This is a genomic window from Amycolatopsis sp. NPDC089917, from assembly GCF_040684635.1.
Lineage (GTDB): Bacteria > Actinomycetota > Actinomycetes > Mycobacteriales > Pseudonocardiaceae > Amycolatopsis.
In genome coordinates, this window is sequence record NZ_JBFBGL010000005.1 from 146,561 (window position 1) to 159,512 (window position 12,952).

Here is a 12,952-nt window from a genome sequence, read left to right on the forward strand (position 1 = left end):
ATGAACCCTTGTGCGGGACGTATGCGTGATCGGGCTCGGGTTGATCGGTGGTTCGCTGCTGCGCGCGGCGCATTCGATCGGCCGCACCACGTTCGGGGCGACGACCTCCGAAGCTGACGCGGACGCCGCCAGCAGAGCGGGTTTCGACGTGACCACTCAGGTCGAAGCGGCGCTGAGCAAGGCGGCCGAGCGGGACGCGATGATCGTGCTCGCGGTGCCGCTGCCCGCGGTCGAAGAGGTGCTCCGCACCGTTTCGCGGGTCGCCGGGCACTGCGTGCTCACCGACGTCACCAGCGTGAAGGGCCCGGTGCTCGACTCCGTCCGGCGGCGCGCGCCGTACGCGAAGTTCGTCGGCGGGCATCCGATGGCCGGGACCGCGGAGTCCGGCTGGAAGGCGAGCAACCCGGCGCTGTTCGGCGGCGCCCCGTGGGTGCTGGGCGTCGAGCACGACACGGATCTGACGGCGTGGGCCGAGGTCGCGCGGCTGGTGCTGGACGTCGGCGCGCACGTCGTCCCGCTGCCCGCGGACTCGCACGACGAGACGGTCGCGCGGATCTCGCATCTGCCGCACATCTTCGCGGCCATCCTGGCCACGATCGGCGCGCAGGGCGGGCCGCTGGCGATGTCGCTGGCCGCCGGGTCGTACACGGACGGCACGCGGGTGGCGGCGTCGAGCCCGGCGCTGGTGCGGGCGATGACCGAGGGCAACCGGGACGCGCTGCTTCCGATCGTCGACGAGGCGCTCGGGCGGCTGGGTGCCGCGCGGGGTTCACTGGCCTCGACGGGCGGTCTGGCGGTGACGGTCAACGCCGGTCACGAGGGCGCGCAAGCGTTTGCGACCAGCAAGGACGCGGAGCGGGCGGGGGTGCGGGTCAGCTTGACGGCCCCGGACGCGCGGGACGGTCTGATCGCCCTCGGCGAGCGCGGTGGCCGGATCACGGCGATCGAGGGCGACACCGCGATCGGCGAGGTCTCTTAGCGCGTTTCGTCCTCTGGATGCGGTGGTCGCGAACCTTCGCGAGTGTCATGAAAGGGTCGTTCAAGACGTTTTTCGTCCTGAACGACCCTTTCATGACATCCGGCGCGGGGGGGTTACTGGGCCTGGGGCGGCTGCGGGGTGTCCGGGGTGTCGTCGAACTTGTTGAGGAAGTCCTTCGCCTTGCCGACCCCGGAGTCGATCTGGGAGTCGTGGCCGGAGAACTTCGACTTGGCGAAGTCCGCCGCCTTGTCCAGGCCGCCTTCGATCTTGTCGTTGTGCTCGCGAAGAGCGTCGGTGGCCTTGTTCTTCAATTCATCGAAGTTGATGCCCATGCCTCAATCGTCACACAGGTACCGGTGAAGCCGCCTCGACGATCACCCGTCGTGGGGACGCTCAGAACGGCCGGTCGCCGACGATGGCGACACGCTCGGCCACCCGCGCGTACGGGTGGTAGTCGTTGACCGCGTAGTGCTGGGTGGCGCGGTTGTCCCAGAAGGCCACCGAACCGGGCCGCCAGGCGAAGCGCACCTGGAACTCCGGGACGTGCGCCCGGCTGAACAGGTACCGCAGGAGCCTGTCGCTCTCGTCGCGGTCGACGCCGACGAGGTGGGTCGTGAAGGCCTGGTTCACGAAGAGCGTGCGCCGCCCGGTCTCCGGATGCGTGCGGACGACCGGATGCTCGACCGGCGGGAAGGCGTCCTGGTGGCGCAGCAGCAGTTCCGGATCGGAGAAGCGGGCGAAGCCGGGGATGAAGTCGTGTGCCGCGGTCAGCCCGTCGACGCGCTCGCGGACGTCCGCCGGCAGGTTGTCGTAGGCGGCGGCCATGTCGGCCCACATCGTGTCGCCGCCGACCGGCGGGACCTCGATCAGCCGCAGGACCGAACCGAGCGCCGGTGCGGGCCGGAACGTGACGTCCACGTGCCAGATGTTCTCGAATCCGGGCATGGCAGCCGACCTGGTGAACCGGGTGGTGTCCTCGGTCTCGCCCTGGGGGATGAAGGGGTTCGTCTCCAGTTCGCCCCAGTTGGCGGCGAAGGCGCGCTGGTGCGCCGAGGTGATGTCCTGGTCGCGGAAGAACAGCACCTTCCACTCCAGCAACGCGCGGTTCAGCTCCGCGTGGAGGGCGGGCGTCAAGGGTTCGGCGAGGTCGACGCCGTCGATCTCGGCTCCGATCACCCGGCCCAGCGGGCGCAGCGCGAAGAGCTCGTACGGGCGTTCTTCGACGCCCTCCGGCAGGCGCCGCAGCACACGCGGGCCTTCGAGGATCCCGCCGTCGGGGACGGTCGCGGGGCGGAGGCGGACACGGTCGGGCAGTTCGATGGACATGGTGCTCCCTGGATTTCACCGACGGATGGCTTGGCGAGTCGAGGAGCTACGCGGGCGGCGAACCCAGACGTCCACGGCGCAGGAGCAGTGCGACGACACCTTCGCTCACCGAGCGGATCGGCGAGGACTGCGGGATGGCGGACACGTCTTCATGGTGAGCCCGAGGCCGGAGCGGGGTCAACGTCGTCCACGGAGCGGGACGCCGGGTGGCGACACGATCGGGTCGCCGGTGGCGGGATCACGTATCCACGGGGACGGTCTCCACCTCTTTTGATCCCGCCGTCGAATACACTCCAGAAATAGAGTTTTCCGATTCGGCGGGAATGGTCCGCACGGGGCCCGCATTCGAGATTCCCGCGAATATTCGAGAAGTGCCGCCGAGTACAGGATTCGATGCCGAAGTGCTCGCCTGACCAGTGATTTCACCCGAACGTGTCACCGTCGAATATTCGAAAAGAATCCGCCCCGAAACAGCGGGCGATTCCCACCCCGGAGTCGCGCGTTCAATTCCCCGTGTGAAAGACTTGCGACAGTGGAACTCGAATTCGAATATTCGACTACGCGATAACGAAAGCGGCGCGGCCCTCCGGCTAGGAAGGGGCCGCGCCATCATCGTCCGACTCAGCCATTTCGGAGGACAATATGAGCACCCTAGACCCCGCCTGTTTCGCGGTGCCACCGGAACATGCCCATGATCACCCACCCGTGCCTCCGGTGACTCCCGCCGGGTCGCGCGTGGTGGTGATCGAGTTCGCCGAGTCCGGGCCCTCGCTGCGGCGCATCGAGGTCGCGGAGGTGACTTTTCCCGCACGGCCGTCCGGCCGACGCAGGCACCGACGCTCGCGCCTGGCGGACTCCCGGCCGGTCGCCCTGCAGGTGGCACTGCTCGTGCTGATCGCGGTCGTCGCCGTGGTCAACCCGGCGGCGGGCGCGGGGATCGCGGGCACGGTGCTCGCCGGCGTGTTCGGCCTGGCGGTCACCCGCGGTCCTCGCGCCGGCGGTGACCCGAAGCGCGACGAAGACCTTCCCTGACCTCACGGTGGTGGCCCGGCTCCACTCCGGGCCACACCCGCTCCGGCCTTCAGTAGTCTTGCCCGACCACATTGGAGTGAACATGCCCCGGATCGATTCGCCCTCGACTTGCGTATCGAATATTCGACGCCCACTCTGGAATCGAATATTCGACTCGCGGGCTCTGAGGGGGAGCGATGCGGTTCCAGGATTCGACGCCGACCACGACCGGATTCGACGGGAGCGGCTGGCACCGCTCGACCTACAGCGGTCCCAACGGGGGCACCTGTGTGGAGGTCCACTCGACCGGTCCACTGGTCGGGGTGCGCGACAGCAAACTCACCTTTTCACCGATTCTGACCTTCTCCCCGCCGGGTTGGCGGGCCTTCCTCGACCTCGTCCGTCAGGACTCCATCGGTACCTAGGCCGTCTCCGCCACCTGCCGGACATCTCGGGGCGGGACGGCTGATGGCACCGGAACAACCGACCCATACGGACGAGACCGACCGGGTTCAGCTCGGCAAACTGCTGCGGGCCGCACGGAAGCGAGCGGGGATGACACAGGTCGAAGCCCGGAACCTGATCGGCAAGTCGCAGAGCACGATGGCGAAGATCGAGGCCGGGACGACCTCGATCTCGCGCGAGTCCCTGCAGAAGCTGATCGCCGTGTACGAGACGGCGTCGGACGACGCGCCGGCCTTGTGGGCGCTGTGGAAGAAAACGAATTCCCCGGCACGGCTCCGCCATGGCAAGCGCATCGGCACGCCGGTGTGGTTCGGGGAGGTACTGGACAAGGAGCAGCTGGCCGAAGAGCTCTGGTCATGGACCGGCGAACGCATCCACGGACTGCTCCAGTGCGAGCCCTACATGATCGACCAGTTCGACGGGGAGGGGCGGGGACCCGAGATCTCTCCACGCCTGCTCCAACGCCAGAAACGGCAGCGCGTGTTCGAGGACGGGCACAAGAGGTTCGTCTTCCTGCTCAGCGAGTCCGCGCTCGACCGGTTGTGCGCCCAGACCGCCCATCGCCACGTCGTGACGGAGCAGCTCAGGCACATGGCCGAGCTCGCCGGTAAGGACAACATCACGATCCGCGTCGTGCCGTACGACGCCGTCGCCTACGTCGATCCGGACTTCATCATCCTGCGGGGCGCGGACGGCGATGACGCCTACAGCGAGTACCTCACCAACGTCCGCTGGGCGAACGCGCGCGAGCTGACGACCTATCACGAGGCGTGGGACGCGATGCTGTCGATCTCGTTGAGCCCCGAGGAGACCCTCAAGGCCCTTCGCAGACGGTGCACGCTCTCCGACCAGGGTGACCCTGATGGTGGGTGAGAGTCCTCCAAGTGCCGTCTATCGCTCCGAGCCACTCAGCAACTACGTTCAGTGAGGGATGTCATGGTCCAGACGCGGGAGGGGACGGCAATGGCGGACGAGGATGTCGACGCGTATCCGCCGCCGGGCATCGACATGCGGCGCCCCAGCGTCGCGAGGGTCTACGACTACTACCTCGAAGGCTCGGCGTCCTGGCAGATCGACCGCAAGTTCGGGGACAAGGTCCTCGCCGAGTTCCCGATGCTCCGGCCGATCGCCAAGGCCAATCGGGTGTTCCTGCACCGGGTGGTGCGTCACCTCATCAAGGCCGGGGTCACCCAGTTCATCGACATCGGCGCCGGGCTGCCCACGATGCAGCACGCGCACCAGGTGGCCGACGATCTCCTGCCGGGGAAGACCAGCGTGGTGTACGTCGACTACGAACCGGTCGCCGTCTCGCATTCGCGAGGCCTACTGGAAGAACACGGCGATCCTCGGCGCCACGCCGCGGTGCACGGGGATCTCCGCGCCCCGGACCGGCTCTGGAAACAGGTGGCGGACACCGGCATCATCGATTTGAAGAAGCCGGTGGCGATCCTGCTGATCGCGGTGCTGCACGTCCAGCAGCCCGCGTCGGCGCGCAGTGGTGACAGCGGTGACGTCGGCCCCGCCTCGGTCGCGCGGTATCGCGAACTCGCGCAGAGCGGGTCGTACCTGGCCATCTCCCACATCACCGACGAAGGCGTGCCGAGCCATTACGACAAGCAGCTGGTCAAGCTCAAGGAGATGTACGACAGCAACAGCAGCCCGGTGATCTGGCGCAAGCGCGCCGAGATCGAGGCGCTGTTCGGCGACTTCGAGCTCGTCCCACCCGGTCTGGCCTGGACGACCGAGTGGCATCCGGAGGACGCCAGCGGCACCGAACCGGAGACCCCCTTCACCGAGCCCAACGAGTCGCTCATCCTCGGCGGCGTCGGCCGCAAACCTTAACGGCGCCGCTCGTAGGGGAAGCTGCCCGACCAGGTGTTCCGCTCTTCGCGCGGCCGCAACGCCTCGGCGAGCACCCACTGCGAATGCGTCGTGCCGCCCCGGCCGACCGGGCCGAGCTGGAAGGTCACCCAGCCGACCCAGTGCGCCGTCGTCGTCGCCCGCCACATCCCCAGCAGTCCGGGGACGACGCCGGTCAGGTCCAGGCCGTCGGGGAGGCGGGTCTTCGAGGCGGCGACGGGGTAAACCAGCTTGAGGTCGACCCAAACGGGTTGATGGGGCCGGACCATGTGCAGGTGACGCGGCCCCGGCGGCAGCGTGTCACCAGTGTCGAGCATGCGTCGATTATGCGTGAAAACTCGAACATGAGTTCGAGACGATGCTCACCCTCCCCCATTCGGGTGGGTCGTCAGTACTCCGGCGAGGGCTGCGGCGAGACGGGCGACGGCGTGATCGTCGTCATCGGCCAGGCTCCGCAGGACGCCCCGCGCGAGGCCGGGCGGCATCTCGGCGAGGGCCTGGGTCAGGCGGATCCGCGCCGCCGGGTCCGCGGTGGCGAGCTCGCCGGTCAGCTCGTCCATGATCCGGTCCGCGCATCCGGCGTCCCGCGCCAGCGCGCCGAGGACCTCGGCGGCCTCGACGTCGGTGGTGCCCTCGACCACCATCCGGACGAGGGCGGGCACGGCCTCGGTCCGGCCACGCGAACCGACGGCCAGCGCGGCGCGGGCGCGGACCTCCGGGTCCGGGTCGCCGAGCGCTTCCGCCAGTGCCGCGGTCGCCTCGTCGCCGGGCATCCCGGCGAGCGCGTGGACCGCGCGCCGCCGGACCTCGACGTCCTCCGAACGCGCGCCGGCCGCCAGGCTCGCCACCCCCTCACCGCCCGCCCGCGCGAGGGCCCATCGCAAGGCCCCGGCGACGTTCGGGTCGGCTTCGGCGAGGACGGCGCCTGCCAGCAGCTCGGTGGGCATCGGTGCGTCCTCGGCCGGGGCCAGGACGGCCTGCTGCCGTCGCGCGGCGTGGGGTGAGTTGAGGCCGCGCAGGAGTTCGACGATGCGCAGGACGCCCTCCCAGCCGAAGGGCGCCGACGCGTCGACCGCGCGCAGCCTGTCGAGCAGTTCCTGCTCCCGTTTCAGGCGTTCCTCGGTCCGCCGGATGAGGTCGCCGACCAGATCGGACGGCTCGAAGGCGGGATCCGCCAGGGCGCGGCCGATCTGGCGCAGCGACAACCCGAGGGAGCGCAGGCTCTCCACGTGGAAGATCCGGCGGATGTCCTCGTCGGAGTACTCGCGGTAGCCGCCGACGGTGCGGCCCGTCGGCCGCACCAGCCCGAGGGTGTCGTAGTGCCGGAGCATCCGGCTGCTCACCCCCGAGCGGCGCGCCACCTCACCGATCAGCATCGTGTTCCCTCGTGCGTTCCGGGCCGAGCGCGGCAACCCGTTTCGCCTCGTCGACGGCCGGGTCGAAATCGGCGTCCGGGTCGCGCAGGAGCCGCTCCGTGGCGCGGGCGTGCGCGCGGACCTCGGGGTCGGCACTCGCCGTTCCCTCGCGCAGCGCGGGCTCGATCTCGTCTCCGAGCGCGACGAGCGCCCTGCTGAGACTCAGCCGCACCTTCCGGTCGCCGCGACCGAGCTGGGTGGCCAGGTCCCCGGCCAGCTCTTTCCGTTCCCCGTCGGGGACGAGGACGACGGCGGCACGCCACGCGCTTCGAGCGACCTCGTCGTCGGCGTCGTGCAGCAGCTCCCGGGTGATCGCGGGCCACGTGGCGGGGTCCCCGATCTTGGACAGCGTGTGCAACGCCTGGCTCCGGGCCTGGGCGACCTCCGAACCGAGCTCCGTCAGCAGCGCGGGCACCGTGTTCTCCGACGGCAGGCGCGTCAACGCCCAGGTCAGCATGTCCCGGACGAAGAAGTCCGGCTCGATCGCGCACCGCGCCACGAGCGTGCCGGCGAATCCGGCTTCCGGGTGTGTCCCGGCCGCCAGCGCCGCCTGGAGCCGCGTCGACGAGCTTTCGGAGCTCAACGCGTCCAGCAGGCGCGTGTCCGTCCTCGGTGTCGTGTTGATGGGGATCACCTCCTGCCATCAGTGAAGACCTTGTCACGATGTCAAGGTCAAGCCCGACGGTGATAGGGCAGGAACCGGCGGACCAGCCGCAGCGGCGCGCGCTCGACGAGGTCGGGGCCGCGGACGGCGTCGAAGGCGGCGCCGACCTGGTCGACGACGCCGGAGAGCTGTTCGTTGTCGGGCATCGGCATCTCCGCCGGTTCGCGTTCCTCGCGGACGGCGGCCGCGAGTTCGGCGAGCGCCGCCGTCAGCAGGGCGATGTCTTCCTCGCCGGGGGCGGGGGCGCCGCGGCCGAGGGTGACGCCGACCTCGGTGACGGCGTCGGCGACGCGTTCGAGTCCGGCGATCACCGGCCACCAGGCGACGGCCTGCCGTCCGGCGGCGGAGGGTTCGACGACGACCTGCTGGAACGCGGTCCGCAGGTCGGCCAGTGCGCGGTAGGCGCGGCGACGGGCACGTGAGCGTTCCAGCCGGGCTTCGCCGGACGGGGCGAGCACGAGGCCCTTGTCGACGTATTCCACCAGGCTGTCGAGGCTGTCGGCGAGCCGTCCGCCGACCTGCGGTCGTCGGCTGCCCGGCCAGAGCAGGTAGCCGAAGAGCAGGACGATCGCGCAGCCGAGCACGGTGTCGACGAGCCGGGCGAGCACGACGTTCCAGCTTCCGGTGCTGGCGAGGTCCATCTGCAGGATGATCAGCGGTGTCACGAAGGCGCTGAGGATGCCGTAGTTGCGGACCTTGCCGACCGCGACGCCGCCCGCGAACACGGCGATCAGCAGGACCAGCAGCCATCCTTCGCCGCCTGCGGCGAGCACGGCCGCGCCGATGCCCACGCCGATCACCGTGCCGATGCCGCGCAGGACGGCGCGGCCGAAGACCGAGCCGAAGTCCGGTTTGAGGACGATGCCTACGGTGAGCGTGATCCAGTAGGAGCGTTCGAACGGGACGAGCAGCGCGACGATTTCGGCGATCGCGACGCACAGCGTGAGGCGGAGCGCGGCGAACCAGGTGAGCGGACCGGAGATCAGCGAACCCGCCCAGCCGCGGAGGCGTTTGTGCCACGGCTGGACCTCGCGCCGTTTCCGGTTGTCGCCCTTGGCTATGCGGGCGAGTCCGGCGTAAAGCGCTGCGAGGACCGGGTCGGCGTCTTCGGGCGCTTCGGGAGGCTTCGGCGGTTCCTGGTTCGCGAGGACGGCGGCCGAGGTCGCGATGAAGTGGTCGATCACGTCGCGCGGGGCGTGGCGGCCGGCGTTGACCATCGCGACGGACGCCTCGACGGCGGGGGTGCTGGCGGACAGCAGGTTGAGCAGCTGGCGGTAGGTGGCGTCGCGGCCGGACAGCCAGGACCGGGCGGTGAGCAGCCGGTCGTACGCGGTGTTCATCGCGGTCGTGAGCTGGTGCCGCGCGACGCGGGAGGTGGCTTCGTCGGTCGCGGACAGCATCGCGGCGAGTTCGACGTAGACGTGGGCGACGGCGCCGCGTTCGGGGCTGGTGGCGCGGAAGGTCCAGGTGGCGAGCGCGATGAGCAGGCTCCAGGCTGCGCCGACGCAGAAGTAGCCGAGGAGGATCTCGACGCGCAGGCCGGTGACGTGCTGGCCGGTGCCGAGCACGCAGAAGACGAACATCTGGAGCCCGGCGACGGAGGCGTTGCTGCCCGCCGCGCTGATCAGCGCGGAGATCGCGGCGACCGCGACGACGACCGGGATGGAGGCGGCGGGGACACCGCCGGTGATCAGCCCGGCGAAGTAGCCGACGGCGGCGGCCGCGGTGGCGCCGCCGAGACGGCGGGCGCGGTAGCGGTACGGGCCGGCGGATTCGGACAGGACGGTGGGCAGGGCGCCGGTGGAGATGAGCGCGCCGACGCCGATGTCGCCGAGCGCGTAGCCGACGGCGAGCGGCACGGCGAGCGCGAGGACGGCGCGGGCGACCATGTTCCACGGGATGGGAACCGGTGTGCTGCGCAGCAGCTGCACCAGCCAATGCGGTGCGGCGATCTCGCGGCGCGTCGTGCTCACGCCTCTATCTTGACTTATCCGTCGCGGCGGGAGCGGTTATCGTCGCCACATGGGCAAGACGTACTCCTTCGAGATCAACCGGACGAGCACCGCCTCGCCCGCTTCCCTGTTCGCGCTGGAGGCCGACGGTTCCCGGTGGTCGGAATGGGCGAAGCCGGTGGTGTTCCACTCGCGCTGGGCGCGGAAGCCGGACGCGGACGAGGTGGGCGCCGTCCGGGCCGTCGGTCTGTGGCCGGTGTACATCCACGAAGAGACGCTGGAGTACGAAAAGGACCGGAAGCACGTCTACGGCTTCGCGGGTCTCGCGCCGCTGAAGGACTATCGCGCCGAAGTCTCTTTCACGCCGAACGATTCCGGCGGTACGGATCTGCGCTGGGCCGGCCGGTTCACCGAATCGGTGCCCGGCACCGGCGCCGCCGCCTGCGCGGCCCTGCGCACCGTGGTCTCACTTCTGGCCACCCGCCTGGTGAAACACGCGGAACGCCCGTAACCCCACCCCCCGCCCGTCCCAGGGGGGCGACCCCGAGTCCAGTCTATCGGGGGTGGGCGACGGTCGGGGCCGATCGGCGGAGTTGTCCACAGGTGGCGATGGTTGTGGACAACTCCTGTGGGTAGATGAAGGACGCCATGGTCGCATCGCACGCGGGGAAAGTTCCCTTCAGCCCGCGCCCAGGCACAGGAAGGGGCGCCGCAGCGGATCGGCGGCGGTCGCCTTGGCGAGCGCCAGAGCGGGCGCGGTCCCCGAAGCCAGCCGCCGGTGCAGTTCGGCCATCGCGTCGGCGGCGGCCTTGTCCCCGACCCGCGCGATCGCGCCGATGACCGTCCGCGAGCCGCTGGCGAGCAGCGTCCCGGCGAACCCGAGCGCCTCCTCACCCGGCCGGATGTGACTCATCGCGAGTTCGCACGCGGCCAGCACCACCCGTTCCGGCGGCTTCGCGATCCGGGCGGTTTCGTGCGCGAACAGCGGGCCGCCGACGAGTTCCAGCCGCGAGAACAGCGCGTTCGCCGGTTCATGCGCGCCGTGCGCGACCAGGTGCGCCATCCCGGAACCGTCCAAAGCGGACAGTACGGTTTCGCTGGTCGCGTCCTTCCCGTCGACGAGCCGCGCCTGCGGGTACACCGCCCGCAGGTTCCGCACCTCACCGACCGAACCCGGCACCCCGGGACCGCCGGCGAGCAGGACCGGCCCCTCGCTCCGCCGCCCGGACGCGGTCACCCAGGCGGTCGCCGACGGCGCGATCGACACCGGATGTCCGTGCAGCGAGGGCAAAGCGCCCCACGGCAACGCGTACAGCGAACCGATCGGCACGATGATCAGCTCGCGGTTCTCCAGCGTCTTCGCCAGCGACGCGGAGATCAGCTTGTCCAGCTTGTCCGCCCGGCGCCGCGCGGAACCGGTGACGACCTCGACCAGCGGCGCGGGCAGGTTGTCCGGCGCCAGCGCGTCGAGGTCCGCGTGCAGCTGCCGCGCGGTTTCGACGATCTCCGCGAGCGGCCCCAGTTTCAGGAGCCGGAACCGGCCGCGGTCGACGACCACCGCGTACAGGGTGTCGCGATACCCCATCAGGCTGACCAGCACGCGATCCCCGAGCTGCTCGACGACCTCTTCGGGCGCCGAGACGGGTCGTGGCCGCCCCCATTGGCTGGTGTACCAGCCGAGCCGGGTCGCCTCCCGCTGCAGCCGGTCGTAGCGTTCCTCGAGTTTCCCGACCGGTTCGCCGGACAGCCGCCGGGCCTGGATCGTCCCCTGCACGTGCCGCATTTCGTTGATGTGCCGGGCGAGCGCGGGGTCTTCGATGACCGGGAGCGGTTCGTAGCGGTACACCTGCGCGCGCGTGCGTTCCAGCCACGCGAACAGGCTCTTCGCCCCGGCGCCGCTGCGCCTCGCCTTCTTGAGCACCAACGTCAGCGCGAGTTTGCCCAGCTCCTCGCCGTGCGCCGCCGTCCCGCAGACGAGGTCGAGCCCGCCCATGCGGTCGCGGATCTGGCCGAGTTCAGCCAACCCGGCCCGTGCCTGCGCGAGCGCCGAACGCGGCCGGTGGGACGCCACCGCGAGCTCGGCCCGGCACAACCGGAGCAGCATCCGGTGGTCGATCGGCGTGGTCTGCCGCGGTTTCGGTACCTGGGCGAGGAGTTCCTGCGCGACGACCGTCTCTTCGCGACGGATCAACAGCCGCACCGCGAACATCCGGGCCGCGCCCGCTTCGTCGCGCAGACCGAGTCCGGCCAGCCGGATGGCGAGATCGGCCAGTCTCTCGGGCAGCTTCGCGGAAGGTCTCTTGTCTCGATTGGCCAGCACCTTCACCGCGTCGGCCCGCAGCCGGGTCAACTCGGCGATCTCCGCCCACCGGCCGTTGCCACGCCGCAAGAAACTCCGCCGCGCGGACGTCGCGAGCTTCTTCGCCAGCGCGTGGTCACCCTCCAGGATGGCGGCCCCGGCTCGCGCGACCTCCGCTTCCGCGACGACGTGGTGCGCGCCGTTGCCGCGGAGTTCGGGGATCGCTTCGTCGAGATGTCGGGCCGCCTCCTCGGCGAGCCCGGCGGTGAGCAGGGCTTTCGCCTGGTCGAGCCGGACGAGCGGCAGTGAGCCGGGTCCGTCGGTGACGAAGATCGACGCCGCTTGCTCGTAGTGCCGGAGCGCTTCGGGGATGTCGCCGAGCAGCTTGGCGTGATCGCCCAGGTTGTGCCGGATCTTCCCTTCGAGGCGGCGATGGCCGTACTTGACCGCGATCTCCAGCGCGCCGATCAGGTCCTTGTAGGCGCCGTCGGGATTGGTCATCTGAAGGTGCAGCCATGCCCGGTTCATCATGTTCCGGGTGAGGAGCAGGCTGTGGTCTTCCACCTCGTCGACCAGGCTGGGAAGCACCGCGTCGTAGAGGGCGAGCGCTTCCTCCAGCCGCCAGATCCGCATCAGGACGACGGCGCGCTGCAGGACCACGGTGAACCGGAGCAGCCGCCGGATCTCGCCTTCCGGCAGCGAAAGCCGCACTTCCTCCGCTTCGTCCAGCCGGGCGAATCCGTCCTCTTGGGACAAGACCTCGGCCTCGGCGGCGGCGAGGCTGATCAGCACCCTGACCCGGATCTCCAGCCGTTCCGGCCCGGCGCCCTCCACCGGCCCGAGGCGGGTCAAAGCGCGCTGCAGCAACTTGATCGCGGCGCCCGGACCGTGATCGGCGGCGGCGGCCATCGCCTGACGATGGAGGTCCGCGGCCTCGGCTACGGGATCAGCGACAGGAGGAGACGGCGCGGGCACACGCAC

Annotated in this window: 13 protein-coding genes; 6 read left to right on the forward strand and 7 right to left on the reverse strand. The window is 70.2% G+C overall.

Annotation, left to right across the window (positions count from 1 at the left end):
- Window positions 1-25: 25 nt before the first annotated feature.
- The gene (locus tag AB0N89_RS06180; protein WP_364200730.1) at window positions 26-979 is read left to right on the forward strand and encodes a prephenate dehydrogenase; all 954 of its coding nucleotides are present in this window, start codon (window positions 26-28) and stop codon (window positions 977-979) included.
- 113 nt (window positions 980-1,092) lie between these two features.
- On the opposite strand, the gene AB0N89_RS06185 is transcribed toward AB0N89_RS06180, so the two are convergent.
- The gene (locus AB0N89_RS06185; RefSeq protein WP_364200732.1) at window positions 1,093-1,311 is read right to left on the reverse strand and encodes an antitoxin; all 219 of its coding nucleotides are present in this window, start codon (window positions 1,309-1,311) and stop codon (window positions 1,093-1,095) included.
- Between the two features lie 61 nt (window positions 1,312-1,372).
- Complete coding sequence (locus AB0N89_RS06190; RefSeq protein WP_364200734.1) at window positions 1,373-2,305, reverse strand: TauD/TfdA family dioxygenase; 933 nt, start codon at window positions 2,303-2,305, stop codon at window positions 1,373-1,375.
- A 705-nt stretch (window positions 2,306-3,010) separates the two neighbouring features.
- Between AB0N89_RS06190 and AB0N89_RS06195 the strand changes: the two genes are divergently transcribed.
- The 4 genes from AB0N89_RS06195 (at window position 3,011) to AB0N89_RS06210 (ending at window position 5,623) form a co-directional block, all read left to right on the forward strand.
- Window positions 3,011-3,337: a hypothetical protein gene (locus AB0N89_RS06195; RefSeq protein ID WP_364200736.1), complete on the forward strand. Its 327-nt coding sequence runs from the start codon at window positions 3,011-3,013 to the stop codon at window positions 3,335-3,337.
- 176 nt (window positions 3,338-3,513) lie between these two features.
- A complete protein-coding gene (locus AB0N89_RS06200) occupies window positions 3,514-3,741 on the forward strand; it encodes a DUF397 domain-containing protein (protein WP_364200738.1) in 228 nt (75 codons plus the stop codon).
- Window positions 3,742-3,784: 43 nt separating this feature from the next.
- Window positions 3,785-4,654: a helix-turn-helix transcriptional regulator gene (locus AB0N89_RS06205; protein ID WP_364200740.1), complete on the forward strand. Its 870-nt coding sequence runs from the start codon at window positions 3,785-3,787 to the stop codon at window positions 4,652-4,654.
- A gap of 90 nt (window positions 4,655-4,744) precedes the next feature.
- Complete coding sequence (locus AB0N89_RS06210; RefSeq protein WP_364200742.1) at window positions 4,745-5,623, forward strand: SAM-dependent methyltransferase; 879 nt, start codon at window positions 4,745-4,747, stop codon at window positions 5,621-5,623.
- Here the strand turns inward: AB0N89_RS06210 and AB0N89_RS06215 are convergent.
- Genes AB0N89_RS06215 through AB0N89_RS06230 form a run of 4 tightly spaced genes read right to left on the reverse strand, consistent with a single transcriptional unit; the run spans window position 5,620 to window position 9,693 of the window.
- Entirely contained in the window at window positions 5,620-5,958 is a 339-nt protein-coding gene (locus AB0N89_RS06215; RefSeq protein ID WP_364200744.1) for a hypothetical protein, read from the reverse strand. The two genes, AB0N89_RS06210 and AB0N89_RS06215, sit on opposite strands and share 4 nt — an antisense overlap.
- 45 nt (window positions 5,959-6,003) lie before the next feature.
- Entirely contained in the window at window positions 6,004-7,017 is a 1,014-nt protein-coding gene (locus AB0N89_RS06220) for a HEAT repeat domain-containing protein (RefSeq protein WP_364200746.1), read from the reverse strand.
- On the reverse strand, window positions 7,004-7,690 hold the full coding sequence (locus AB0N89_RS06225) for a HEAT repeat domain-containing protein (protein WP_364200748.1): 687 nt from the start codon (window positions 7,688-7,690) through the stop codon (window positions 7,004-7,006). Before AB0N89_RS06225 ends, AB0N89_RS06220 begins: the two co-directional genes overlap by 14 nt.
- A 38-nt stretch (window positions 7,691-7,728) precedes the next feature.
- Window positions 7,729-9,693: an FUSC family protein gene (locus tag AB0N89_RS06230; RefSeq protein WP_364200750.1), complete on the reverse strand. Its 1,965-nt coding sequence runs from the start codon at window positions 9,691-9,693 to the stop codon at window positions 7,729-7,731.
- A 49-nt stretch (window positions 9,694-9,742) separates the two neighbouring features.
- On the opposite strand from AB0N89_RS06230, the gene AB0N89_RS06235 reads away from it, so the two are divergent.
- A complete protein-coding gene (locus tag AB0N89_RS06235; protein ID WP_364200752.1) occupies window positions 9,743-10,183 on the forward strand; it encodes an SRPBCC family protein in 441 nt (146 codons plus the stop codon).
- Window positions 10,184-10,351: 168 nt separating this feature from the next.
- Here AB0N89_RS06235 and AB0N89_RS06240 read toward each other — a convergent pair whose 3' ends face one another.
- Window positions 10,352-12,880: a CHAT domain-containing protein gene (locus AB0N89_RS06240; RefSeq protein ID WP_364200754.1), complete on the reverse strand. Its 2,529-nt coding sequence runs from the start codon at window positions 12,878-12,880 to the stop codon at window positions 10,352-10,354.
- Window positions 12,881-12,952 lie beyond the last annotated feature (72 nt).

Bases quoted from the DNA above. Each gene is read 5' to 3' on its own strand.
- AB0N89_RS06240 (WP_364200754.1), bottom strand. From the start codon at position 12,880: ATGGCCGCCGCCGCCGATCACGGTCCGGGCGCCGCGATCAAGTTGCTG.
- AB0N89_RS06200 (WP_364200738.1), top strand. From the start codon at position 3,514: ATGCGGTTCCAGGATTCGACGCCGACCACGACCGGATTCGACGGGAGC.
- AB0N89_RS06205 (WP_364200740.1), top strand. From the start codon at position 3,785: ATGGCACCGGAACAACCGACCCATACGGACGAGACCGACCGGGTTCAG.
- AB0N89_RS06220 (WP_364200746.1), bottom strand. From the start codon at position 7,017: ATGCTGATCGGTGAGGTGGCGCGCCGCTCGGGGGTGAGCAGCCGGATG.
- AB0N89_RS06185 (WP_364200732.1), bottom strand. From the start codon at position 1,311: ATGGGCATCAACTTCGATGAATTGAAGAACAAGGCCACCGACGCTCTT.
- AB0N89_RS06190 (WP_364200734.1), bottom strand. From the start codon at position 2,305: ATGTCCATCGAACTGCCCGACCGTGTCCGCCTCCGCCCCGCGACCGTC.
- AB0N89_RS06210 (WP_364200742.1), top strand. From the start codon at position 4,745: ATGGCGGACGAGGATGTCGACGCGTATCCGCCGCCGGGCATCGACATG.
- AB0N89_RS06235 (WP_364200752.1), top strand. From the start codon at position 9,743: ATGGGCAAGACGTACTCCTTCGAGATCAACCGGACGAGCACCGCCTCG.
- AB0N89_RS06215 (WP_364200744.1), bottom strand. From the start codon at position 5,958: ATGCTCGACACTGGTGACACGCTGCCGCCGGGGCCGCGTCACCTGCAC.